The sequence below is a fragment of the Pseudomonas sp. DP-17 genome (assembly GCF_022380625.1).
GTDB classification, from domain to species: Bacteria; Pseudomonadota; Gammaproteobacteria; order Pseudomonadales; family Pseudomonadaceae; genus Pseudomonas; species Pseudomonas nitroreducens_A.
In genome coordinates this window covers 593,989-616,525 of sequence record NZ_JAKSXG010000004.1, presented here as the reverse complement: position 1 = coordinate 616,525, position 22,537 = coordinate 593,989, and the positions used below count along the sequence as shown (strand labels likewise).

The following is a 22,537-nucleotide window of genomic DNA, read 5'->3' as shown; positions in this document are numbered from 1 at the left end:
TATACGCCTAAGTAATCGGGGCGGGCGCACAACCCGAATCGCGGAGGGAGTCCGCTCCTACAGCAGCCGAACCGCGCGTAGGAGCGGACTCCGTCCGCGATCGACATTCGCAACGCGCAAATCAACCGGCGAAGCGCAACATCCCCAACACCAGCACCGCCAGAAACACCGTCTCCCCCACCATCAGCAGGATCGGCTTCACACCCACCGTCGCCAGCGCCTTGAGCTGGGTCTTCATCCCCAGCGCCGCGATGGAAATCACCAGGCACCACTGCGACAGCTTGCCACCCGCCTCCACCACCAGCGGCGGCAGGAAGCCAGTGCTGTTCACCGCCGCCAGCACCACGAATCCCACGGCAAACCACGGCAGCAGCGGCGGACGCTTGTCCCCCGGCTCCACGCCACGGGCGCGGGTGATCATCGCCGCGCAGAGGATCACCGGCAGCAGCATCGCCACACGCATCAGCTTGACCACCGTGGCGCTGTCGCCCACTTCCTTCGAAAGGCTGTAACCGGCACCGACCACCTGCGCCACATCGTGGATGGTGCCGCCGAGGAAGATACCCGCCTGCAGCGGCGGCAGGCCCAGCGAGCGGACGATCATCGGGTAGAGGATCATCGCCAGGGTCGACAGTGCCGACACGCCGAGGACGGTGAACAGCGTGGCCTTTTCCTTCTGAGTGTGCGCTGGCAGCGCCGCCGCCAGGGCCAGGGCCGCCGAAGCGCCGCAGATAGCCGTGGCGCCGCCGGTCAACAGACCGAAGAGGAAGTTGAAGCCCAGGGCGCGGGCCGCGGCGATGGAGACCAGGATGGTCACCGTGACCAGCACCACCACCATGACCACCGGCTGCCAGCCCAGCTCGGCGATCTGCCCGAAGGTGATGCGGATGCCCAGGAGCGCCACGCCCAGGCGCAGGATTTCGCGGGCGGTGAACTCGATGCCGGCCTTGCACACGCTGTCGGCGGAGAGGAAGTTCATCGCCAGGCCGAGCAGCAGCGCAAAGAGCATCACCGGCGCGCCGTAGTGCTCGGAGAGGAATGTCGCGGCGGCCGCCACCATGGCGCTGACCAGCAGGCCGGGTAACAAGGTTCGACTGCGTGAGCCGAGGGCAGAGAGGGTCAGCGTCGTCATGCTGTCGCCTCCTGGTCAGCAAGCACCACGTGGCATTCGCCGCCGATCCAGGAAATCCCGTGCCGACGCAGCCCAAAGCCCTTGATGCCCGCCGGGCAGCCCGTGCCCAGGTCGAAGCGCAGTCCATGGGCCGGACACTGCAGCCATCGACCCTCCAGGCGACCGCTGAACAGCGAGGCGCCAGCATGGGGGCAACTGTCATCGATGGCATGCAGTTCGCCGTCGATGTCGAAGAGCAGGATCAGCCCCTGCTCGTGGTGGAACAGACTACGGCCGCCGCGCGCCGGCAGGCGTTCGGCGGGGATGTGGATCGAACAGCTCATGCCGGGATCGCCTCCGGGAACTGCCGTTCCAGCGCGCGGTAAAGGGCCGCCAGCAGCTGTTCCGGGCTCTGCCCGCCCAGGGCGAAGGCACGGCCTTCAAGGAGGAACATCGGCACGCTGGAGTCGGCCAGGGCGACGCGGCGGCCGATGAACTGGCGGGCGCCATCGGCCAGGGCCTCCTCGAAGTCGATCTCCTTGAAATCGCAGGCGCGCAGCAGACGGCGCAGGGTGTCGCGGTTGCCGATGTCCTGGCCGAGCTGGAAGTGCGCGCGGAAGATCATCTCCAGCAGCTGCTCCTTCTGGTTGTCGCTGCCTACGTGCACCGCGCGCTGAAACACCCGGTGCGCATAGGTGGTGTTGGGCATGGTGAGGATGCGTTCGAGGTCGAGGTCGACCTTGGCGCCCTCCGCCGCCCGCCGCACTTCGCCCATGCGTGCCTTCACGGCACGCTTGCCGCCCAGGCGGCGCTGGTAGAACTCGGCAAAGGGTTCGCCTTCCATCGAAATCTGCGGCAGCAGCTGCAGGCCGAGCCAGTTAACCCGCACCTGCAGCTCGGGGCGCTGGCGGGCCAGCAGGCGCAGCGCGACGTCGAGGTTGCGCTTGCCGATCAGGCACCAGGGGCAGATGAAGTCGAAAGTCATGTCCAGGTTGAGAGTCGGCATCAGGCGCCCTCCTCTTCGCCGCGCAGGCGGCGCATGTCGTTGTGGTAGTGGCGGCGGGCGTAGATGAACACCAGCGCGGCGAGGATGCTCAGCAGCGGGATGAGCTGGAAGGCGCGGTCCAGGCCGATGTGGTCGGCCAGCACGCCGGTGAGCAGCGGGCCGGGGGCCAGCCCCAGCAGGTTGTTGGCCAGGGTCAGGGTGGCGAAGGCGGTGCCGTGCACGGCCGGCGCGGTGAGGTTGGCGACCATGGCGCCGGACGGCCCGGAAGTCCCGGCGGCGACCAGCATGCCCAGGCAGATCAGGCTCAGCTGCGCGGTGCCCGGCGGCAGGTGGAAGGCCACCGACAACAGCAGGCAACTGACCAGGCAGAAGCCGATGGCGAGGATGATCTTGCGCGGCGGATTGGCGCGGCCCAGGCGATCGCAGAGGATGCCGCAGAGCACCATGCCGCTGCCGCCCACCAGCACGATCACCGCCGAAATCAGCCCGGCCTTGCCGGTGTCCAGGTGGTAGTAGCGGTTCAGGTAGCTGGGAATCCACACCATTACCGCGGCGGCGACGAATAGCTGCAGGCCACTGCCCAGGTAGGCGGCAATCACCGATCGGCTGCCGAACAGGCTGCGCAGCGAGCGACCGCTTGCCTGGCGCGGTGCTTCGGCGGCAGCCACCGGGGCAATGCGTTTCTCGCTCACCACCAGCGGGTAGAGCAGCGCCAGCAGCAGCCCGAACATCGCCATGCCGGCGAAGGCCCAGCGCCAGCCCAGGTGTGCGGCGAGCACCCCGCCCAGGCCCATGCCCAGCACCGAGCCGAACATGCCGCCGGCCATGAAGGCGCCGGTCAGGGTGGCGCGCAGGTGCGCCGGGAAGACCGAGATGACCACGGCGATGCCGACGCTGCCGTAGGCGGCCTCGCCGACACCGACGAAGAAGCGTGCGGCGAACATCTGCGGGAAGGTCTGCGCCACGGCGCAGCCCAGGGTGGCGAGGCTCCAGAGCATGGCCATCAGCGCCAGGCTGCGCACGCGTCCCCAGCGGTCGGCGAGCAGCGACAGGGGGAAGGTCAGCAGGCCGACCATCACCGCGACGATGCCGCTGAGCAGGCCGAGCTGCGCATCGCTCAGGGTCCATTCGGCCTTGAGCAACGGAAAGACGGCGTTGAGCACCTGGCGCGACATGTAGTCGGAAATCAGCAGGCCGAAGGTCAGGGCAAAGACCACCCAGGCATAGCGGCGCGGCACGCTGGGTTCAGCGGCATTGATGTCGCCCAGGGCGACGGAGGGGATGGCCATGGCGATGGTGCTCCGGGTGGGTCAGTGGATTCTTGTTGTTCTGGTTGAAAACCGGCGCGGGTTACTGGCAGAACCCGCGCCGGAGCCTGTCACGCGCGTTGCGGGACGGACTTCTGGCCCGGCTGGCGGTTGGGCGCCATGCCGTTCATGCGCAGGGTTTGCTCGACGCTGTCGTACTGCACGCCGATCTTGTAGATGGCGCGCGCTTCCTTGCCGCTGGCGACCTCGCGACCCAGTTCATGGGCGACGCGGACACACTGCTGGATCTGCTCCACCGAACTCATGCGCTGGCCGTGCTGGCCGATGATGGTGTCCTCGATGCCGCAACGCGGGTGCAGCCCCATGGCCATTGCCATCATGTTGAACGGCAGGACGTTCTTGAGCAGCGACTCGGCGGTGACGGTGGCGCCGTCCGGAGCGCGGTGCACGAAGTTCATGAAGTTGAACGGATTGGGGCCGTCGAAGCCGCCGCCGATGCCGATCCAGGTCAGGTTCAGCGGGCCCTTGTAGACGCCCTTGCGCACCAGGCGCTCGAGGGTTTCCAGGGCGTGCATGCCGGTGAGCTGGAAGTGCGGCTGGATGCCGGCGGCCTGCAGGCGCTTGAGGTGCTCCTCGACCCAGGCCGGGCCGGCCGGCACGGTCATCTCGCTGTAGGCCGCCTGGTACAGCGGGTTCTCCAGGGAAGTGCCCTTGAGGTACTCCGGGTAGAGCAGCTCCATGATGTTCATCTGGGTGGTGTTGATCGCCACCGTCACCTGGTCGGGCTTGGGGGTCAGCTCGGCGAGCATGTGGCGGGTGTCGTCGGACAGCCACTTGGCGGCTTCGCCGTCGCTTTCCGGGGCGAAGGAAATCGAGCCGCCGACCTGGATGATCATGTCCGGCACGGCTTCGCGCACGCCGGCGATCAGCTCGTTGAACTTGGACAGGCGCTTGGAGCCCTTGCCGTCCAGCTCGCGGACGTGCAGGTGGAGCACGGTGGCGCCGGCTTCGTAGCACTCCACGGCCTTCTGCACCTGCTCGTCCATGGTCACCGGGATGTCTTCGGGGAAGTCCTCGGGCATCCATTCCGGGCCATAGGGCGCGGTGGTGATGACCACCTTTTCCTGGTTCTCGGGGTGCAGCGAATCGTCGAAGAATTGCATGTCTGTCTCCTGGAATTGTTCTTGTAGGGGCCTGTTTCGAGACTCAGAACGGCTTGTCGCCGATGATCCCGGCGCGCTCCATGCGGCGCGTGCAGGGCGGGTAGTCCATCACCGCGTAGTGCTGGGTAGAGCGGTTGTCCCAGATCGCCACGTCGTTCTTCTTCCAGCGCCAGCGCACCTGGAACTCGGGGATGTACACCTGGCTCACCAGGTAGCGCAGCAGGTCCGAGGCGCCGGGGTTGGCGTCCTGGCCGAAGCGCACGTTCTGCGCGGTGTGGTAGTTGCTGAAGTGGGTCGTGAAGGCGTTGACGAACAGCACCTTCTCGCCGGTTTCCGGGTGGGTGCGCACCACCGGGTGCTCGGCGTCGGGGTACAGGGCCTTGAGCGCCAGGCGCTTGTCGATGGGCATCGCCGCACCGAAGCTGGCTTCGATACTGTGGCGCGCACGCAGGTTGGCGATGCGCTCCTTGATCTCGGCCGGCAGCATGTCGTAGGCCAGCGCCATGTTCGCCCACATGGTGTCGCCGCCCACCGGCGGGCACTCCACGCAGCGCAGGACGCAGCCCAGCGGCGGCGCCTCGCGCCAGGTGGCGTCCGTGTGCCAGGCGTTCTCGTAGCGATCGTTGGGCAGCTCCGGGGTCTTGTAGATGCGCACCAGGCCCGGATGCTCCGGGTCGCTGCCGGCCACCGGGTGGTCTTCCAGCTCGCCGAAGCGGCGGGCGAAGGCGACGTGCTCGGCACGGGTGATGTCCTGGTCGCGCAGGAACAGCACCTTGTGCTTGAGCAGCAACTCGCGCAGCTCGGCGAACAGCCCTTCATCGCGGGAAGCGTCGCCCAGGTTCACCCCGGAGATTTCGGCGCCAATGCTGCAGGTCAGACGTTCTACGTGCATGGCGGCGCCCTCAGATGACGAAGATCGACGAGCCGGTGGTCTTGCGCGACTCGAGGTCGCGGTGGGCTTGCACGGCATCTTCCAGCGCATAGTGCTGGTTGATTTCGATACGGATGTCGCCGTTACCCACGTGGGTGAACAGTTCATCCAGCAGCGCCGCCTTCTCCGCCGGGTCGGCGATGTAGTCGGCCAGCGCCGGACGGGTGAGGAAGATCGAGCCCTTCATCGCCAGCAGCACCGGATCGAACGGCGGGATCGGACCGGAAGCGGTGCCGACGCAGACCATCAGCCCGCGGCGCTTGAGCGACTCCAGGGAGGTCATGAAGGTGTCCTTGCCGACGCTGTCGAAGACCACGTCCACGCCACGGCCGTCGGTCAGCTCGCGCACCCGCTCGGCCACGCCTTCGCGGCTGTAGTTGATGACATGTTCGCAGCCGTGGGCGAAGGCGATCTCGGCCTTGGCGTCGCTGGACACCGTGCCGATCACGCGCAGGCCGAGCAGCTTGGCCCACTGCGCGACGATCAGCCCGACACCGCCGGCAGCGGCGTGCAGCAGGATGCTCTGGCCCGGCTTGAAGTCGTGGATACGACGCAGCAGGTAGGCCGAGGTCAGGCCGCGCATGGTCATGGCGGCAGCGGTTTCGAAGGCGATGTTCTCCGGCAGGCGGATCAGCGGCGCCGCCGGCACCAAGCGCTCGGTGCTGTAGGCGCCGAGGGTGTTGATGAAACCGGTGTAGGTCACCCGGTCACCAGGCACGACGTTGTTCACGCCCTCGCCCACCGCGACCACCACACCGGCGGCTTCCACGCCCATGCCGCTGGGCAGCGGGACGGCGTAGGTGCCATTGCGGAAGTAGGTATCGGCGTAGTTCAGGCCCACCGCCACATGGCGGATGCGCACTTGCCCCGGGCCGGGCTCGCCGACCTCCACGTCCTCGTAACGCAGGACTTCGGGTCCCCCTGTTTCATAGAAACGAACGGCTTTGGCCATGGCCGGAATCTCCAGTTGTCTTGTTGTCGTGGGCACTCCATTTGGAGCTGGCAAGCGCCCTTTGAGCGGACAATAGGCAGGGGCCGGGCGGGAAGCTTCACATCCTGCGACAGGGGCTTTTCATTTCATGACAGGCGCGCGGCGCCAGGCGCGGGAACGGCTGCAACCGGGCCGGATCATCACGCAGGGCGGATAACGCTGGCGCAATTCTGCAGGGAGGTGGCTGCGGCCGGGCGGCCGCAGCGCGAGGATGGATCAGTGGAACGGGAAGATGTAGTTCATCCAGGCCGCCATGCGCAGGAGGATCTTGCGCATGATCGCCACGTGGTGGAAATGCTGGCTGTAGATCGCCGCCTGGCCGTATGCACCACCGGGCATCAGGTTGGCGTACTGGGCATAATCCGGATCGGTAATTTCGATGATCACCGGCACACGTCCCGGCGGCGGTGATCCCGTATAGCTGAGCAGAGTGCCCGAAGGCTGTACCTGGCCCTCGCCGATCACACCGATAGCCTGTTTTACCTTGCCGCTGAAGACCTTGCCGGGAATCCCGTCGAAAGCGACTTCCGCCTCGTCCCCGGCGGTCAGCCGCAACTGGCTGTTCTGCCGCATCCAGGCGGCGAAATACTGCCCCTCGTCCGGGACGAAGACCATCGACGGGCGCAGCGGCAGGCGGGTCGCCATCATCCCCGGACGCAGCGACACGTGGGTGACGAAGCCACGTGACGGCGCGCGCACCACGGTGTTGTCGAGATTGAACTGGGCCAGCGCCAGCTGGGCGTTCAAGTCATCGACGCGGGCGGTGGTGAGGTCGACATCACGTTTATTGCCCACGTTGCGCAGCGCCAGTTCGCGGGCGCGGGACTGGTCGGCGCGCGCCGACACCAGCTGTGCCTTGATCGAATCCAGCTTCAGCTGGAAGGGTTTGGGGTCGATACGGAACAGCACCGCCCCCTTCTCGAGCATCTGGTTGCCCTTTACCGGCACTTCGATCACCTGGCCGGTCACCACCGGGATCACCGGGGTGGAGACGAAGTAGGAGCGCGCCACCTCGGAATACGGGTGGTTGTAGTTCATGGTGAAGATCAGCGCGCCGATCAGCACCACGCCGCCGAGTACGGCGGTGGGCACGGTCCACTTGTTCAGCGGGATGCGGAATATCTTGAAGACGGCGATGCAGATGGCGGTGTAGGTCAGGATCAGCAGCAAATCCATGCTTCAGCCCTCCCCGCCGGGTTGTTTCGGTGCCGGCGCCGCCGGGGCTGCGCCGTTCGTTCTGCCCTCCAGTACCTCCAGGCGCTGGCGCAATTCGGCCAGTTGCCCTTCGAGATACTCGGCCTCGGCTTGCGGTGTTCGCCCTTGGTGAAAGCCCCAGCCACGGTCCTTGCGGTACAACATGGCCCAGATCCAGAGGAACGGCCAGAGCGCGTGCAGGGTGAAAAGACTGACCCAACCGGCCGCGTGGATCGCGTCCTGATGGGGATGGTCGCGGTGCACCGCGATTTCATAGGGAATGTCGTGCAGCACGATGATCCCGTAGAACAGCACCACCGCGGCGAAGATCAGTATTCCCAAAGCAACGTAGTCGAGCATCCCGCCCTCCTTGCCACCTGGCCCAGCGCCAGGACGAATGGCTTGAGTATGGATGAGCCCTGGCGTTCTGCACGAGCCACGAGAGGGCCGCACGGCGCGGTTTCGCATAATCGCCAGATAGCGAATGCCCTGGTCGCCCCATTCGTCAGGGCCTATGCCCGGACGCCGGGTTTTCGCTTTCACTCCTGGAAAGGATCAACCGGGAGACATGCCATGGGCAAATCCACTGTTCTGCTGCTGATCGTCACCCTGGCCGTACTGCTCGGCGGCTCGTCCTGCGGTACTCACGATCGTCCCCCGGATGCGCCACCCCCACCGCCCCTGGACGAGGGCCAGATGAGCTACCAGCGGATTCCGCAGCAACAGATCCAGCCACAGCTGCAGTCCATTCCGCGGCGCTGAGCCCTGTCCTGGTGAGCCAGGCGGCATTGATTCAGGGCTGGCGACGCCGGGCCTTCTGCTCCGGGCTCATCAGGTACACCGTCAGGATGAAGCGCGCCGGCACCAGCGACATCAGCCCGAGCATTCCGCACACGGCGATGACGAAGATGCCGGCCTGCTCGTCCATGATGCTGGTCAGTGCGGCCAGGCCGATCGCCAGCACGATCATCACCAGCCCGAACCATTGCATCATCCGCGCGCGGCGGAACCAGGGCGACTGACGAACCAGATCGAGATTCTCGACTTCATCATTCATGGCGGCACTCCGACAGAGGATTTATTCCACGCTAACAGCCGCTGCCGACCATCAGTACGCGAGCTGACGGAAGTGCCAACCCGTAGTTCCCAGCAGCGCCCAGCAGCGCCCAGCAGCGCCGGTACAGCACGCCAGAGCGCCGCGAATTGATTCAAGTCCACGTTCTGCGCGTGGAACTGTCTATCCTTCATCCGGCTGTCATGGAACAGGGATGGGGCAATGCCGAAGAAGCTGGTGCTGGTGGCGCTCGTGGCGCTGCTGCTGGGGGGCGGACTGTGGTGGTACCTGCAGTCCCGAGAAAGCGACGACAAGGGCCTGGTGCTCTACGGCAACGTGGACATCCGCCAGGTATCGCTGGCCTTCACCGGCAGCGAGCGCATCGCGAAGATGAACGTCGAGGAAGGCGACGTGGTAAAGGCCGGCGACGTGCTGGCCAGCCTCGACACGCGCACCCTGCGCCTGCAGGTCGAAAAGGCCCAGGCGCAGATCGCCGCCCAGGAGCAGAACCTGCTGCGCCTGAAGAACGGCTCGCGCCCCGAAGACATCGACCGGGCGAAAGCCCAGGACAAGGCAGCCCGCGCCCAGCTCGACCTCGCCAACACCCAGTTGCGCCGGCTGCAGAATATTCGCGCCAACAGCCCCGGCGGCCGCGCGGTCAGCCAGCAGGACATCGACAGCGCCACCTCGCAGCAGAGGGTCGCCCAGGCCCAGTTGGAAGACCGGCAGAAATCCCTGCGCCTGGCGCAGATCGGCCCCCGCGCGGAAGACATCGCCCAGGCCGAAGCCCAACTCGCCGCCGCCCGCGCCGACCTGGCCCTGCTGCAGCACAATCTCGACGAAGCCGACCTCAAGGCGCCGCAGAACGCCACCGTGCGCTCGCGCCTGCTCGAACCCGGCGACATGGCCTCGCCGCAGCGCCCGGTTTACTCCCTGGCGCTGACCGACCCGAAATGGATTCGCGCCTACGTCAGTGAAACCAGCCTGGGACGGATCAAGCCGGGGATGAAAGCCCAGGTGTTCACCGACAGCCATCCGGACCAGGCCATCGATGGCCATGTTGGCTTCATTTCCTCGGTCGCCGAGTTCACTCCCAAATCGGTGCAGACCGAGGAGCTGCGCACCAGCCTCGTCTACGAGGTGCGCGTGTTGGTGGCCGATCCGGACAACCGCCTGCGCCTGGGCATGCCCGCCACGGTGCGCTTCGCCGACGAGCCGCGCTGATGGCCTCCAGCGAAAGTGCAGTCATCCGCGCCGAGAGACTGGCCAGGCAGTTCCTGGTGAAAGAGTCGGGCAAGACGGTGCAGGCGCTCAAGGACATCAGCCTGGACATCCCGCGCGGCCAGCTTACCGCGCTGGTCGGCCCGGACGGTGCCGGCAAGACCACCTTCCTGCGCCTGGTCGCCGGGCTGCTGCAGGCCGACGCCGGCACGCTGACGGTGCTGGACGAGGACGTACACGCCCACCCGCAGCGGGTGCAGGACCGCATCAGCTACATGCCGCAGCGCTTCGGCCTTTACGAAGACCTGAGCGTGCAGGAGAACCTCGACCTCTATGCCGACCTCCACGGCGTACCGCACCAGCAGCGCGTCGAACGCTACCAGCGCCTGCTGGAGATGACCGACCTGGCGCGCTTCACCGAGCGCCCGGCGGGCAAGCTCTCCGGCGGCATGAAACAGAAGCTGGGGCTGGCCTGCACCCTGGTGCGCTCGCCGGACCTGCTGCTGCTCGACGAGCCCACCGTCGGCGTCGACCCACTGTCGCGCCGCGAACTGTGGGAAATCATCCAGCAGCTGATCGAACAGGAGCGGCTCAGCGTGCTGGTCTCCACCTCCTACATGGACGAGGCCGAGCGCTGCGCCCAAGTCTTCCTGCTGCACCAGGGCCAGCTGATGGCCCAGGGCGACCCGGCGTCGATCCGCGAGCACGCCGACAACCTCTGCTTCATCGCCACCCCGCCCTCGGACGAGCCCGCGCGCACCCTGCAGGCGCGGCTGCTGGACGACCACCAGAACGTCGTCGATGCCGTGCCGCAGTCCGGCGAAGTGCGTTTCATCCGCCAGCCCGACGCCGACCAGGCCACCCTGGACAAGCTGCTCGACGGCGCCCCGGTACGCCAGGTGGATGCGCGCCTGGAAGACGGCTTCATGTTCCTCCTGCGCGCCCGCAGCGATGCCGAGGCGGTGGACATGGACGCTCTCAAGGCCGGCACCCATCGTCATAGCGACAGCGACGAAACCGTGATCGAGGTGAAGGACCTGGTGCGCAAGTTCGGCGACTTCACCGCCGTGGCCAGCACCAGCTTCAACGTGCACCGTGGTGAGATATTCGGCCTGCTGGGGCCCAACGGCGCCGGCAAGACCACCACCTTCCGCATGCTCTGCGGGCTGCTGCCGGCCACCAGCGGCACGCTGCAGGTTGCCGGGGTCAACCTGCGCCACGCGCGGGCGCAGGCGCGGCGCAAGGTCGGCTATGTGTCGCAGAAGTTCTCCCTGTACGGCAACCTCTCGGTGGCCGAGAACCTGCGCTTCTTCGGCGGCGCCTACGGTCTTGGCGGCAAGCAGCTGAAGCAGCGGATGGACGCGGTGTCCCGGCAGTTCGACCTCAGCGGCCAGGAGGACTCGCCCAGCGGCCAGTTGCCCGGGGGCTTCAAGCAGCGCCTGGCGATGGCGGTCGGCCTGCTCCACGAACCGGAAATCCTCTTCCTCGACGAACCCACCAGCGGCGCCGACCCGCTGGCCCGCCGTGGCTTCTGGCAGCGCATCACGGCGCTGGCGGCCTCCGGCACCACCATCATCATCACCACCCACTTCATGGAAGAAGCCGAGTACTGCGACCGCATCGTCATCCAGGACGCCGGCAAGCTGCTGGCCATGGGCACCCCGCGGGAAGTGCGCGAACAGGCCGGCGGCCAGGGCAGTACGCTGAACATGGAGCAGGCCTTCATAGCGATCGTTGAAAGCAACCGCCATCAGGCCAAGGCAGGCACCGCATGAGCGCCGGCGGCTTCTGGCGGCGCCTCGCCTCGCTGACCCGCAAGGAAGTGCGGCAGCTGGTGCGCGACCGCAGCAACCTGCTGATCGGCATCGGCCTGCCCATCGCGCTGATCCTGATCTTCGGCTACGGCCTGTCGCTGGACGTGAAGCGCGCCATCGTCGCCGTCGTGCTCGACGATCCCTCCCCCATGGCCCGCGACGTGGCCGCCGGAATCAGCCGCAGCGAGTACCTGGAGCCGCATCGCGTGCGCTCCTTCGCCGAGGGCGAGGCGCTGATGAAAGCCCGCGAAGTGGACGCGCTGGTGCAGTTCCCGTCCGACTTCACCCGCAACCTCAACGACGGCCACGCGCAGATCCAGGTGCTGGTGCAGGGTTCGGACGCCACCCGCGCCGCCAGCGTTTCGACCTACGTCAGCAGCGCCCTGGCGGGCTATGCCGAGAAGCAGGCCGACCGCGGCGCCGGCTCGGCGAGCCAGGCTGGCGCGGTCACCATCGTCCAGCGCATGTGGTTCAACGCCGCCAACACCAGCACCTGGTATCTGGTGCCGGGGCTGATCGTACTGATCATGACCCTGGTCGGCGCCTTCCTCACCGCCCTGGTGATGGCCCGCGAATGGGAGCGCGGCACGCTGGAGGCACTGTTCGTCACGCCGGTACGCCCAGTGGAAATCCTCCTGGCGAAGATCATCCCCTGCTTCGGCATCGGCATGATCGGCCTGGCGCTGTGCCTGCTCGCCGCGCGCTTCCTGTTCGACGTGCCGGTCTACGGCTCCTTCATCGTCCTGGTGATCGCCTCCATGCTCTACATGCTGGTGGCGCTGGGCATCGGCCTGCTGATCTCGGCGGTGACCAAGAACCAGTTCCTCGCCAGCCAGATCGCCCTGCTCGCCAGCTTCCTGCCGGCGATGATGCTCTCGGGCTTCATCTTCGACCTGCGCAACGTGCCCACCGCCATCCGCGTGATCGGCAACCTGCTGCCGGCGACCTACTTCATGGAGCTGGTGAAATCCCTGTTCCTGGCCGGCGACTTCTGGCCGATGATCCTCAAGAACTGCGCCATCCTCGCCGCCTACGCCGTCGCCCTGCTGGGCCTGGCGCGGCTGGTGACGCGCAAGCGGCTGGACTGACCCGCATGGAATTTCTCTGGCGCATCCTCAACCTGTGGCGCAAGGAACTGCTGGTGATCCTCAAGGACCCGGCCAACCGCATCGTGCTGGTGGCACCGGTGCTGATGCAGAGCGTGCTGTTCGGCTATGCAGTGACCTTCGACCTCAACGACGCGCCCTACGCCGTGCTCGACCTCAGCCACAGCGAATCCTCCACGCGCCTGATCTCTCGCCTGGATGGCAGCGGCATCTTCCACCGCGTGGCGACGCTGACCCGCGTGGAGGAAATCCAGACAGTGATCGACGAGCAGAAGGCCCTGCTGGTGATCCACATTCCCTCGGACTTCCAGACCCGCCTGGCCCAGGGCGACCCGGCGCCGATCCAGGTCATCCTCGACGGGCGCAACTCCAATACCGCCGGCTCCGCCGCCGCCGGGCTGGCCGTGGTCGTCCAGCAGTTCAACCAGGAACAGGGCCTGGCCGCGGCGCCCATCAGCGTGGTCAGCCGCTCCTGGTACAACCCCAACCTGGAAACCCGCTGGCCGCTGATCCCGGCGCTGATCGCCACCCTGAGCATGATGCAGACGCTGATGCTCACCGCACTCTCGGTGGCCCGCGAACGCGAACAGGGCACCTTCGACCAGTTGCTGGTGACGCCCTACACGCCGCTGGAAATCATGCTTGGCAAGGCCATCCCGCCGACGCTGATCGGCCTGGTGCAGGCCACCCTGGTGCTGCTGATGGCGCTGTTCTGGTTCGACATCCCCATGGCCGGCTCGCTGCTCGATCTTTATGGCGGGCTTGCGGTCTTCACCGTGGCCTGCGTCGGGCTGGGCATGTCGATCAGCGCCGTGTCGCTGAACATGCAGCAGGCGATGCTCTACACCTTCGTGCTGATCATGCCGCTGACGCTGCTCTCCGGCCTCGCCACGCCAGTGCGCAACATGCCCGAGTTCCTGCAGCTGGTGACCTACGCCAACCCGCTGCGCTTCGGCATCGACCTGATCCAGCGCGTCTACCTCGAAGGCGCGACGCTGGCCGATGTCTGGCACAACCTGATCCCCATGCTGGTGGTGGCCGCCGTCACCCTGCCCCTGGCCTCGTGGCTGTTCCGCCACCGGCTTGCGTGAGAGAACGACCATGACGCTAAAGCTCACTCCCCTCGCCTTCGCCCTGCTGGCCCTGGCCGGTTGCGCCGTCGGCCCCGACTACGAGACCCCGAAACCCCAGGCGCCGGCCAGTTGGCAGGCCGCGCACTCCGGTGACGCGCGACTGCACCCCGCCGAGGGTGGCACGCGCCTGAGCGAAGACTGGTGGACACTGTTCAACGACCCGGTGCTGAACAACCTGCAGCGCCGCGCCGACAAGGCCAGCCCGGACCTCAACAGCGCCATGCTGCGCTTCGCCCAGAGCCGCATGCAGCGGCAGATGGTGGCGGCCCAGCGCGGCGTGGACGTCAATGCCAGCGGCGGCGTAACCCGCCAGCGCATGAGCGAGAACGGCGCCAACGCGCTGATGATCCAGCGCATCGCCCCGGGCGCGAACAGCGAGCAGATCAGCAAGGTCCTCGCCGAACCCTTCACCCTCTACCAGGCCGGTTTCGACGCCTCCTGGGAGCCTGACCTGTGGGGCCGCATCCGCCGCTCGATCGAGGCCGCCGACGCCAGCGTGGCGGCGCAGCAGGCCATGCTGGAAGAAACGCGCCTGGGCGTCTCGGCCGAACTGGCCCGCGCCTACTTCGAACTGCGCGGCGTACAGCAGCAGATCGCCGTGGCCACCCAGGACATAGTCGCCACCGAGCAATCCCTGCAACTGATCCAGGTGCGCGCCGATGGCGGGCTGGTGGACGATTTCGACGTCGAACGCCAGCGCGGCCAGCTCGCCGAACTGCGCTCCAGCCTGCCGCAGCTGAACGCCAGCGAAAGCGCGGCGATCAACCAGATCGGCGTGCTGATCGGCGCCGAACCCGGCAGCCTGCGCGATGACCTCAAGCCCGTCGTGCAAAGCGCCCCGCAAACGCCGGACCTGAGCCTTGGCCTGCCTTCGGAGGTGGCCCGTCGCCGCCCGGATATCCGCGCCGCCGAAGCCCGGCTGCACGCTGCCACCGCCAACATCGGCGTGGCCGTGGCCGACCTCTACCCGTCCATCCGCCTGGGCGCCCAGTTCGGCTACGAATCGGCTGACGACGGCAAGTTCAGCGATTGGGGCAGCCGCACCTGGAGCGTCGGCCCGAGCCTGTCGCTGCCGATCTTCGACAACGGCCGGCGGCGCTCGCAGATCAACCTGCGCCAGCTGGAACAGCAGGAAGCGGCGGTGTCCTACCAGCAGACCGTGCTCAAGGCCTGGCAGGAAGTGGATGACGCGCTGAGCCACTACGGCGCCGAGCGCCAGCGCAACCAGCGCCTGCAGGAAAGACTGCACAGCAGCGACGTTGCCTACGGCATGGCCAAGGCGCGCTATGCCGGCGGCATGACCGACTTCCTGGTGGAATTGGACGCCCAGCGCGCCTATCTGCAGTCGCGCCGCGATGTGGTAGACAGCGATACCCAGCTGCGCCTGACGCTGATTGCCCTGTGCAAGGCGCTAGGCGGCGGCACGCCGGCGCCTGAGGCCAGCGCCAGCCGCTGAGGTCAGTTCTGCTGCGCGGTGACCTTGGCGTCGCGAAGGTCCTTGGCGACCCGGCGCTGCATCTCGTAGGCCGGCGCCTCGACGGCATCGAAGTCCTCGGAATAGCGCGTGGCGAAGCCCTGCACGCCCCACTCCTGGTACTGCTTCACGTGCCACAGCTCGTGAGCCCAGAGGGCAACATCCTTCTGAGCGTCGTCTTCGCTGCGGAAGACAATCACGTCCACCAGGGTAACGGCCTCGGTGTCGGGGTTCTGCATGATCGTCTGGGCGGCGTTCAGCTCGTCCAGCGCACCGGTGGAATAGCGCGCCGCCATCAGCACGTCGTCGGAGAAGTACGGCTGCAACTGGGCGCGGATCTCCAGCGGGATCGGCTCGGTACCGCCCTGCGCCGCCTGCTCACGGGACTGCTGCAGCCACACGCCCAGCGCCTGGGCGGCCATCTTGCGGGTATCGGTGAGGACTGGCCCGAGCACAGCGCCCAGGTCCGGCAGGCACATGCAGGTGTCCAGGCAGACCTGGCGTTGCCCCGTCGGGCAGGTCGCGGCAAGGGTATCGACGGACGCGGCCAACCCGGCGAGCAACGCCAGGGCGCGCAGGAAGCGGGTTGCAAGGGGGGATGGCATGAAATGGCTCCGCTACAGCGTGGAGAAGGACTCGGGCGTTGGACCATGAGGCGGCGCGATCATGCCATGCCGCCAGCAAAAAAGAGCACTGGCGCGACGTATGAAACTTCTGATAGCTTCTGAACCATGAATGCCGCCAACCGCACCTTCCAGTCGATTATTACCACCATCGCTCCGATGGTGGGTTAGCGCATTCAAGCGAACAACCAAACCCGCCTCCCGGCGGGTTTTTTAATGCCCGCCGTCCGAGGCTCCCGATCGAGGAGACACTGATGGACCAGGCAAACCAAGCGGCCCTCCCCCCAGAGCAGCACCCCCTGCAGGCGCTCATCCAGGCCGCCGACGAAGCCATCGGCCGCGAGGACTTCGATGCGCTGATCGAGTTCTACAGCGACGACGCCCTGCTGGTGGTCAAGCCCGGCCTGCTGGCGCGCGGCAAGGAGCAGATCCGCCGTGCATTCGTCGCCATCGCCGAGCACTTCGGGCACAACCTGCGGGTGCGCCAGGGCCGCCTGGAAATCCTCGAAACCGGCGACACCGCCCTGGTGGTCGCGCAGACCCTGCTCGACACCCGCCACGGCAAGCTGAGCCGCCGCGCCACCTACGTGTTCCGCCGCGAAGCCAATGGCGCCTGGCGCTGCGCGGTAGACAACTCCTATGGCACCGATCTGCTGGAGGCGAGGACATGAGCACACCCACAGGCACGCTGCACCTGCTGTGCGGCAAGGCGGCGTCGGGCAAGTCCTGCCTGGCGCGGGAGCTGGCCGAAGCGCCGGGCACCGTGATGCTGGCCGAGGAGCAATGGCTGGCCGAGCTGTTTCCCTGGGGCATCAGCAACCCCGACGACTACCAGCTCTACGCCCGCCGCGTGCGCAAGGTCATGGGCCCCCACGTGGTCGGCCTGCTGCGCGCCGGCACCAGCGTGGTGCTGGACATCCCCGCCAACACCCTCGCCGACCGCCGTTGGCTGATCGACCTGGCGCAACAGGCCGGCGCGGCACACTGCCTGCACTTCCTCGACGTCGACCCGGCCACCTGCCGCAACCGCCTGCTGGCGCGCCACGCCATCGCCCCGTTGGCGGCACCGCTGGACCCCGCCGGCTACGAGGCGCTCAACCGCTACTTCGTCGCCCCGCGCCCGGAGGAAAAACTGCAGGTGCAGCGCCATGGCGCCTGAGCGCGTAGAATCGCCGCCCCGATTGACCCCGATCGCCTGAACCAGAAAGACCGGAAAGATGAACACCGAAGCCATCGCCACCCTGCGCGAGCAACTGCTCGCCGCGCTGAACCCCGCTCCCGCGGAAACCCGCCGCCTGTTCCACGGCCGCGGCCGACGCTGGCCGGGGCTGGAGCAGGTCACCGCCGACTGGCTGGAAGGCGTACTGCTGGTGTCGCTGTTCCGCGAGCCGGAAGCCGAGGAACTGGCCGCGCTCAGGACAATGCTGACCGAACTGGCTGACAGCGAGGCCTGGCGCAGCACCGGTGCCCGCAGCCTGATGCTGCAGCACCGCTACACCCTGGAAAGCACCATGGAAGTGCTCCATGGCGAAGCCTTCGACGGCTGGCAGATCAGCGAGCACGGCCTGCGCTACCAGCTGGACCTGGGGCGCAAGCAGAACAACGGCCTGTTCCTCGACATGCGCTATGGGCGCCAGTGGGTGCAGGCCAACTCCGCAGGCCTGCGCGTACTCAACCTGTTCGCCTACACCTGCGGCTTTTCCGTCGCGGCGATTGCCGGCGGCGCACAGAAGGTGGTCAACCTCGACATGGCCCGCGCCGCGCTCAGCCGGGGCCGCGACAACCACCGCCTGAACGGCCACGACCTGTCCAGGGTGAGCTTCCTCGACCATGACCTGTTCAAGTCCTGGGGCAAGGTGAAGAAATCCGGCCCTTACGACCTGATCATCATCGACCCGCCGAGCTTCCAGAAAGGCAGCTTCGTCCTCGACAAGGACTACGCCCGCGTCCTGCGCCGCCTGCCGGAACTGCTGGACGGTGCCGGCACCGTGCTGGCCTGCGTGAACGACCCGGCCGTCGGCATGGACTTCCTTCTTCAAGGAATGGCCGCCGAGGCGCCGCCGCTGCGCTTCGTCGAGCGCCTGGAAAATCCGCCGGAGTTCGCCGACATCGAGGAAGACAGCGGCCTGAAGGCGCTGGTGTTCCGTCTAGGTTGATCCGCTGAGCCGGTGTGATGCGGTAGGGAAGAACGACCATAGGATGGCGTGGAGCGAAGCGATACCCATCGATTCCGAGTACCCGCTGCATGGGTATCGCTTCGCTCCACCCATCCTACAAAGCCCCTCCAAAAACGCTGTAGGCCATATCCCGATAAAAGGCCGTGCCAACCCTTGCGGCCAAGCCGCCATCACGCCATCCTTTCCACTGTATGTAAAACCAGTGCCCGCCGATGTCCGCGCCGCTCGACCCCAACCTCTACTACTTGACCAACTTCCATCGCGCCCTCGACTGGATCGACGAACGCTACGCCGACCTGCTCGACGCCGAGGAAGCGCGCTTCATCGCCGATTTCCGCGCCCTGCCGCTGCCCTCGCGGGCACTGCTGGTGCGGCTGGTGATGCGCAAGGGGCCGCACTTTCGCACCGGTAAGCTGAGCTACGCGGAGATCGGCGACATTCCCAGCGCCGCCGCGCCTCTGCTGGAGCTGGGCTGGCTCGATGACGCCTACCCGCTCACGCTGGAAGAGCTGCTGCCGCTGCTGCTCAAGGACGAACTGCTCGCGCGCTTCCGCGAGGACCTGCCGCGCGGGTCGCTGAAGAAGGCCGAGCTCTACGAGCACCTGCACGCCTACCACGGGCAGGTGCAGCCGTTCGAGGGCTGGTCTCCGCAACTCGACAGCCTTTACACCCTGATGGCGACGCCGCTGTGCGACCGCCTGCGCCTGCTGTTCTTCGGCAACCTGCAGCAGGACTGGTCGGAGTTCGTGCTCGCCGACCTCGGTATCTTCCGTTACGAAAGCGTCCCTTTCACCGCCGACTCCCGCGCCTTCCGCCGTCGCGACGACCTGGAGGCCTATATCCACCTGTGGAACGGCGCCGTCCGCTTCGAAGCCGGCGAGCCCATCGCCGAGCTGGTTGCGGAGTTGGGCGATTTCGCCAGTGACAACGATTACCTGCAGGCGCGCCACGGCCGCCTGCTGTACCGCATGGCCTACCAGCTGGAGCGCGAAGGCGAGCTGGACGCAGCGCTGGCGCTCTACCAGCGCACCGCCGCCGGGGGCTCGCGGCAGCGGCAGATCCGCGTGCTGGAACGCTTGCAACGCTTCGAGGAAGCCCATGCACTGGTGCAGGCTGCACTGGCCGCGCCGGAAAGCGATGGCGAGCTGCAACTGGTCGAGCGCGCACGGACCCGGCTGGTCCGCCAGCTCGGTTTGCCCGAGGAACAAGCCGCCAGGCCCGCGCCGCCGCTGCGCATCGACCTGGAGCTGCCGCGTCCGGACGTCAACGTCGAGTTCGCCGTGCAGGCCGTGCTCCACGAGGAACAAGCGCCCGTGCACTATGTGGAGAACGCGCTGATCTGCAGCCTGTTCGGCCTGCTCTGCTGGGAGGTGATCTTCGCCCCGCTGCCCGGCGCCTTCTTCCACCCCTTCCAGGCCGGGCCCAGCGATCTCAACCGCAGCGATTTCGTCAGCCGCCGCGCACAAGCCTTCGGCGCACGCCTGGCGTTGCTGGACAGTGGCGCCTACCTGTCGGCAATCCGCGAAACCTACATCGCCAAGTCCGGCATCCTCTCGCCCTTCGTGCACTGGGAGCTGCTGGACGAGAATCTGCTGGAACAAGCCCTGCACTGCCTGCCGGCGGCGCACCTGAAGCTGTGGTTCGAGCGCCTGCTGGCGGACCCGAAGGCCAACCGCGCCGGCATGCCCGACCTGATCCAGTTCTGGCCCGCCGAGGCACGCTACCGGATGATCGAGGTGAAGGGCCCCGGCGACCGCCTGCAGGATAACCAGAAGCGCTGGCTGGCCTTCTGCGCCGAGCACGGCATGCCGGTGGAAGTCTGTTATGTGCGCTGGCGCGAAACCGTGGAAGAGCTCGCATGAGCTACGCCATCGCGGTGCGCGCGCTGTGCGAGTTCACCGCCAAGGAGGGTGACCTCGACCTGCGCTTCACCCCCGCGCCCACGGCGCAGGAAGGCATGGCCGGGCATGCCACAGTGGTGTCGCGGCGCGGGCTGGGCTACATCGCCGAGCTGCCCTTGCGCGGAGAGTTTCCGGGCCTGGTGGTCAGCGGCCGCGCCGACGGTTACGACCCGGGTGCCAACCTGCTGGAAGAGATCAAGACCCACCGCGGCGACGTCGCGCGCATTCCGCAGAACCACCGTCTGCTGCACTGGGCGCAGGTCAAGGTGTACGGCTGGCTGCTGTGCCAGACGCTGGAAATCGACGCCATCGATCTGGCCGTCGTCTACTTCAACGTCATCACCCAGAAGGAAACCGAGTTCCGCGAGCGCTTCGCCGCCGACGACCTGCGCGCCTTCTTCGAGCTGCAATGCCAGCGCTTCGTGCAGTGGGCCGAGCAGGAAAGCGCCCATCGCATCGAGCGCGACCGGGGCCTGGAGGCGCTGCGCTTCCCTTACGCCGACTTCCGCCAGGGCCAGCGCATGCTCGCCGAGTCGGTCTACCGCGCCGCCCGCGACGGCCAGACGCTGATGGCGCAGGCCACCACCGGTATCGGCAAGACCCTCGGCACGCTATTCCCGCAGCTCAAGGCATTTCCCGGGCAGCAGCTCGACCGGCTGTTCTTCCTCACCGCCAAGACTCCTGGTCGCCGCCTGGCCCTGGACGCCCTGTCGACCCTGCGCCAGCAGGACGCTGCGCAGCCCCTGCGCGTACTCGAACACGTCGCGCGCGACAAGGCCTGCGAGCATCCGGACAAGTCCTGCCACGGCGAATCCTGCCCGCTGGCCAAGGGCTTTTACGACCGCCTGCCCGCCGCCCGCGAGGCCGCGCTCAAGCGCCGCTGGCTGACCCAGGAAAACCTGCGCGCGGTCGCGCTGGAGCACCAGGTCTGCCCCTATTACCTGAGCCAGGAACTGTGCCGCTGGGCCGACGTGGTGGTGGGCGACTACAACTACTACTTCGACATGACCGCCCTGCTCTACGGCCTGACGGTACTCAATGACTGGAAGGTGACGCTGCTGGTGGACGAGGCGCACAACCTCATCGAGCGCGGCCGCGGCATGTACAGCGCCGAGCTGGACCAGTCCGAGTTCAATGCCCTGCGCAAGGTCGCCCCGGCCGGCCTGAAAGGCGTACTGGAGCGCGTCGGCCGGCACTGGAACCAGATGCACCGCGACCAGGAGGTCGATTACCAGATCTACCCGACGGTGCCGGACCTGTTCATCGCCGCACTGCAGAAAGCCGTCAGCGCCATCACCGACCACCTTACCGACCAGCCCACCGGCAACGAGGCCGAGTTGCTGCGCTTCTACCTCGACGCCATGCTGTTCTGCCGGCTGGCCGAAGCCTACGGGCCGCACTCGCTGTTCGACATCACCCGCCACGACGGCAGCGGCCAGCGCACGCTGTCCACCCTGTGCCTGCGCAACGTGGTGCCGGCGCCCTTCCTCGCCGAACGCTTCGAGGCGGCCCACAGCACCACGCTGTTCTCCGCCACGCTGAACCCGGCCAATTACTATGCGGACCTGCTCGGCCTGCCGGAAGACACCACCTGGCGCGAAGTGGAATCGCCGTTCCACGCCGAGCAATTGGAAGTCCATGCGCTGAGCAACCTGTCCACCCGCTACCAGCACCGCGAGGCCAGCCTCACGCCGATCAGCACCCTGATGGCCCGGCAGTTCCGCGCCCGCCCTGGCAATTACCTGGCCTTCTTCAGCAGCTACGCCTACCTGCAACAGGCACTGGAGCGTTTTGCCGCCGAACACCCGGACATTCCGCGCTGGGTGCAATCGCGCAGCATGAACGAACTGGAGCGCCAGGCCTTCCTCGACCGCTTCACCCCGCACTCGCAGGGCATCGGCTTCGCCGTGCTCGGCGGTGCGTTCGGCGAGGGCATCGACCTGCCGGGCGACCGCCTGATCGGCGCTTTCATCGCCACGCTGGGGCTGCCGCAGGTGAACGAGGTCAACGAGGAAATCAAGCAGCGCATGCAGGCGATGTTCGGCGACGGCTACGACTACACCTACCTGTTCCCCGGTTTGCAGAAAGTCGTCCAGGCGGCGGGCCGGGTAATCCGCACGACGACGGATTCGGGGGTGATCTACCTGCTGGACGACCGCTTCAACCAGCCGGCGGTGAGGCGGTTGCTGCCCAGCTGGTGGAAGACGCAGCGGCTGAAGTTCGTCGCCGACCCGCCGCGGTTCAAAGCGCCGCAAGGGTATCTGCTGTTGTAACCCATCGCATTGGCTGGCCCCCGTACGTTCGTGTTCCGCCGTGATGCTGGTGCGCTCTGGTCGCGGGCATGCCTGCTCCAACGGATGACGCCCCGAT

General features: G+C 67.0%; 22 protein-coding genes. 11 read left to right on the top strand and 11 right to left on the bottom strand.

Translation table 11 applies throughout. From position 1 onward, the window contains the following. Window positions 1-121 precede the first annotated feature (121 nt). The 9 genes from MJ122_RS12130 to MJ122_RS12090 all read right to left on the bottom strand — a co-directional run bounded on the left by MJ122_RS12130 (window position 122) and on the right by MJ122_RS12090 (window position 8,024). The gene (locus tag MJ122_RS12130) at window positions 122-1,132 is read right to left on the bottom strand and encodes a putative sulfate exporter family transporter (RefSeq protein WP_239744318.1); all 1,011 of its coding nucleotides are present in this window, start codon (window positions 1,130-1,132) and stop codon (window positions 122-124) included. Beyond that, window positions 1,129-1,455: a Rieske 2Fe-2S domain-containing protein gene (locus tag MJ122_RS12125; protein WP_239744317.1), complete on the bottom strand. Its 327-nt coding sequence runs from the start codon at window positions 1,453-1,455 to the stop codon at window positions 1,129-1,131. Before MJ122_RS12125 ends, MJ122_RS12130 begins: the two co-directional genes overlap by 4 nt. Continuing rightward, entirely contained in the window at window positions 1,452-2,117 is a 666-nt protein-coding gene (locus tag MJ122_RS12120) for a DsbA family protein (RefSeq protein WP_088417146.1), read from the bottom strand. The genes MJ122_RS12125 and MJ122_RS12120 overlap by 4 nt, the downstream gene beginning before the upstream one ends. Continuing rightward, complete coding sequence (locus tag MJ122_RS12115) at window positions 2,117-3,406, bottom strand: MFS transporter (RefSeq protein ID WP_088417147.1); 1,290 nt, start codon at window positions 3,404-3,406, stop codon at window positions 2,117-2,119. Before MJ122_RS12115 ends, MJ122_RS12120 begins: the two co-directional genes overlap by 1 nt. Window positions 3,407-3,495: 89 nt before the next feature. Next, window positions 3,496-4,548 (bottom strand): 3-keto-5-aminohexanoate cleavage protein, encoded by a 1,053-nt coding sequence (locus tag MJ122_RS12110; protein ID WP_239744316.1) that lies wholly within the window; start codon window positions 4,546-4,548, stop codon window positions 3,496-3,498. A 43-nt stretch (window positions 4,549-4,591) separates the two neighbouring features. Continuing rightward, on the bottom strand, window positions 4,592-5,440 hold the full coding sequence (locus MJ122_RS12105; protein ID WP_017517761.1) for a TauD/TfdA family dioxygenase: 849 nt from the start codon (window positions 5,438-5,440) through the stop codon (window positions 4,592-4,594). Between the two features lie 10 nt (window positions 5,441-5,450). Beyond that, complete coding sequence (locus tag MJ122_RS12100; protein WP_138523063.1) at window positions 5,451-6,431, bottom strand: quinone oxidoreductase; 981 nt, start codon at window positions 6,429-6,431, stop codon at window positions 5,451-5,453. Window positions 6,432-6,686: 255 nt separating this feature from the next. Further along, entirely contained in the window at window positions 6,687-7,646 is a 960-nt protein-coding gene (locus MJ122_RS12095) for a biotin/lipoyl-binding protein (RefSeq protein ID WP_088417150.1), read from the bottom strand. A gap of 3 nt (window positions 7,647-7,649) precedes the next feature. Beyond that, complete coding sequence (locus MJ122_RS12090; protein ID WP_239744315.1) at window positions 7,650-8,024, bottom strand: DUF3302 domain-containing protein; 375 nt, start codon at window positions 8,022-8,024, stop codon at window positions 7,650-7,652. A 213-nt stretch (window positions 8,025-8,237) separates the two neighbouring features. On the opposite strand from MJ122_RS12090, the gene MJ122_RS12085 reads away from it, so the two are divergent. Continuing rightward, a complete protein-coding gene (locus tag MJ122_RS12085; protein WP_239744314.1) occupies window positions 8,238-8,426 on the top strand; it encodes a hypothetical protein in 189 nt (62 codons plus the stop codon). 31 nt (window positions 8,427-8,457) lie between these two features. Here the strand turns inward: MJ122_RS12085 and MJ122_RS12080 are convergent, their stop codons facing one another. Continuing rightward, entirely contained in the window at window positions 8,458-8,721 is a 264-nt protein-coding gene (locus MJ122_RS12080) for a hypothetical protein (RefSeq protein ID WP_239744313.1), read from the bottom strand. A gap of 219 nt (window positions 8,722-8,940) precedes the next feature. Here MJ122_RS12080 and MJ122_RS12075 point away from each other — a divergent pair, with 219 nt between their 5' ends. The 5 genes from MJ122_RS12075 to MJ122_RS12055 are packed head-to-tail and all read left to right on the top strand — an operon-like array spanning window position 8,941 to window position 15,448. After that, on the top strand, window positions 8,941-9,942 hold the full coding sequence (locus MJ122_RS12075; protein WP_239744312.1) for an HlyD family efflux transporter periplasmic adaptor subunit: 1,002 nt from the start codon (window positions 8,941-8,943) through the stop codon (window positions 9,940-9,942). Then, complete coding sequence (locus MJ122_RS12070) at window positions 9,942-11,714, top strand: ATP-binding cassette domain-containing protein (RefSeq protein ID WP_239744311.1); 1,773 nt, start codon at window positions 9,942-9,944, stop codon at window positions 11,712-11,714. The genes MJ122_RS12075 and MJ122_RS12070 overlap by 1 nt, the downstream gene beginning before the upstream one ends. Next, window positions 11,711-12,841 carry an ABC transporter permease gene (locus MJ122_RS12065; RefSeq protein ID WP_239744310.1) on the top strand — a complete coding sequence of 377 codons (1,131 nt, stop codon included), beginning with the start codon at window positions 11,711-11,713 and terminating at the stop codon, window positions 12,839-12,841. The genes MJ122_RS12070 and MJ122_RS12065 overlap by 4 nt, the downstream gene beginning before the upstream one ends. 5 nt (window positions 12,842-12,846) lie before the next feature. Beyond that, entirely contained in the window at window positions 12,847-13,950 is a 1,104-nt protein-coding gene (locus MJ122_RS12060; protein ID WP_239744309.1) for an ABC transporter permease, read from the top strand. A 10-nt stretch (window positions 13,951-13,960) separates the two neighbouring features. Continuing rightward, the gene (locus MJ122_RS12055; protein ID WP_239744308.1) at window positions 13,961-15,448 is read left to right on the top strand and encodes an efflux transporter outer membrane subunit; all 1,488 of its coding nucleotides are present in this window, start codon (window positions 13,961-13,963) and stop codon (window positions 15,446-15,448) included. 2 nt (window positions 15,449-15,450) lie between these two features. On the opposite strand, the gene MJ122_RS12050 is transcribed toward MJ122_RS12055, so the two are convergent. After that, window positions 15,451-16,071 (bottom strand): DUF4157 domain-containing protein, encoded by a 621-nt coding sequence (locus tag MJ122_RS12050; protein ID WP_239744307.1) that lies wholly within the window; start codon window positions 16,069-16,071, stop codon window positions 15,451-15,453. A gap of 272 nt (window positions 16,072-16,343) precedes the next feature. On the opposite strand from MJ122_RS12050, the gene MJ122_RS12045 reads away from it, so the two are divergent. From MJ122_RS12045 to MJ122_RS12025, 5 genes are all read left to right on the top strand, one after another. Then, window positions 16,344-16,760: a nuclear transport factor 2 family protein gene (locus MJ122_RS12045; protein ID WP_239744306.1), complete on the top strand. Its 417-nt coding sequence runs from the start codon at window positions 16,344-16,346 to the stop codon at window positions 16,758-16,760. Beyond that, a complete protein-coding gene (locus MJ122_RS12040) occupies window positions 16,757-17,248 on the top strand; it encodes an ATP-binding protein (protein ID WP_239744305.1) in 492 nt (163 codons plus the stop codon). The genes MJ122_RS12045 and MJ122_RS12040 overlap by 4 nt, the downstream gene beginning before the upstream one ends. A 58-nt stretch (window positions 17,249-17,306) precedes the next feature. Next, the gene (locus MJ122_RS12035) at window positions 17,307-18,245 is read left to right on the top strand and encodes a class I SAM-dependent methyltransferase (protein ID WP_239744304.1); all 939 of its coding nucleotides are present in this window, start codon (window positions 17,307-17,309) and stop codon (window positions 18,243-18,245) included. Between the two features lie 233 nt (window positions 18,246-18,478). Further along, the gene (locus tag MJ122_RS12030; protein WP_239744303.1) at window positions 18,479-20,128 is read left to right on the top strand and encodes a VRR-NUC domain-containing protein; all 1,650 of its coding nucleotides are present in this window, start codon (window positions 18,479-18,481) and stop codon (window positions 20,126-20,128) included. Next, window positions 20,125-22,440 (top strand): ATP-dependent DNA helicase, encoded by a 2,316-nt coding sequence (locus tag MJ122_RS12025; protein ID WP_239744302.1) that lies wholly within the window; start codon window positions 20,125-20,127, stop codon window positions 22,438-22,440. Before MJ122_RS12030 ends, MJ122_RS12025 begins: the two co-directional genes overlap by 4 nt. Window positions 22,441-22,537 lie beyond the last annotated feature (97 nt).

Coding starts and splice junctions, on each gene's coding strand:
- MJ122_RS12130 (WP_239744318.1), bottom strand. CDS start 1,132: ATGACGACGCTGACCCTCTCTGCCCTCGGCTCACGCAGTCGAACCTTG.
- MJ122_RS12125 (WP_239744317.1), bottom strand. CDS start 1,455: ATGAGCTGTTCGATCCACATCCCCGCCGAACGCCTGCCGGCGCGCGGC.
- MJ122_RS12120 (WP_088417146.1), bottom strand. CDS start 2,117: ATGCCGACTCTCAACCTGGACATGACTTTCGACTTCATCTGCCCCTGG.
- MJ122_RS12115 (WP_088417147.1), bottom strand. CDS start 3,406: ATGGCCATCCCCTCCGTCGCCCTGGGCGACATCAATGCCGCTGAACCC.
- MJ122_RS12110 (WP_239744316.1), bottom strand. CDS start 4,548: ATGCAATTCTTCGACGATTCGCTGCACCCCGAGAACCAGGAAAAGGTG.
- MJ122_RS12105 (WP_017517761.1), bottom strand. CDS start 5,440: ATGCACGTAGAACGTCTGACCTGCAGCATTGGCGCCGAAATCTCCGGG.
- MJ122_RS12100 (WP_138523063.1), bottom strand. CDS start 6,431: ATGGCCAAAGCCGTTCGTTTCTATGAAACAGGGGGACCCGAAGTCCTG.
- MJ122_RS12095 (WP_088417150.1), bottom strand. CDS start 7,646: ATGGATTTGCTGCTGATCCTGACCTACACCGCCATCTGCATCGCCGTC.
- MJ122_RS12090 (WP_239744315.1), bottom strand. CDS start 8,024: ATGCTCGACTACGTTGCTTTGGGAATACTGATCTTCGCCGCGGTGGTG.
- MJ122_RS12085 (WP_239744314.1), top strand. CDS start 8,238: ATGGGCAAATCCACTGTTCTGCTGCTGATCGTCACCCTGGCCGTACTG.
- MJ122_RS12080 (WP_239744313.1), bottom strand. CDS start 8,721: ATGAATGATGAAGTCGAGAATCTCGATCTGGTTCGTCAGTCGCCCTGG.
- MJ122_RS12075 (WP_239744312.1), top strand. CDS start 8,941: ATGCCGAAGAAGCTGGTGCTGGTGGCGCTCGTGGCGCTGCTGCTGGGG.
- MJ122_RS12070 (WP_239744311.1), top strand. CDS start 9,942: ATGGCCTCCAGCGAAAGTGCAGTCATCCGCGCCGAGAGACTGGCCAGG.
- MJ122_RS12065 (WP_239744310.1), top strand. CDS start 11,711: ATGAGCGCCGGCGGCTTCTGGCGGCGCCTCGCCTCGCTGACCCGCAAG.
- MJ122_RS12060 (WP_239744309.1), top strand. CDS start 12,847: ATGGAATTTCTCTGGCGCATCCTCAACCTGTGGCGCAAGGAACTGCTG.
- MJ122_RS12055 (WP_239744308.1), top strand. CDS start 13,961: ATGACGCTAAAGCTCACTCCCCTCGCCTTCGCCCTGCTGGCCCTGGCC.
- MJ122_RS12050 (WP_239744307.1), bottom strand. CDS start 16,071: ATGCCATCCCCCCTTGCAACCCGCTTCCTGCGCGCCCTGGCGTTGCTC.
- MJ122_RS12045 (WP_239744306.1), top strand. CDS start 16,344: ATGGACCAGGCAAACCAAGCGGCCCTCCCCCCAGAGCAGCACCCCCTG.
- MJ122_RS12040 (WP_239744305.1), top strand. CDS start 16,757: ATGAGCACACCCACAGGCACGCTGCACCTGCTGTGCGGCAAGGCGGCG.
- MJ122_RS12035 (WP_239744304.1), top strand. CDS start 17,307: ATGAACACCGAAGCCATCGCCACCCTGCGCGAGCAACTGCTCGCCGCG.
- MJ122_RS12030 (WP_239744303.1), top strand. CDS start 18,479: ATGTCCGCGCCGCTCGACCCCAACCTCTACTACTTGACCAACTTCCAT.
- MJ122_RS12025 (WP_239744302.1), top strand. CDS start 20,125: ATGAGCTACGCCATCGCGGTGCGCGCGCTGTGCGAGTTCACCGCCAAG.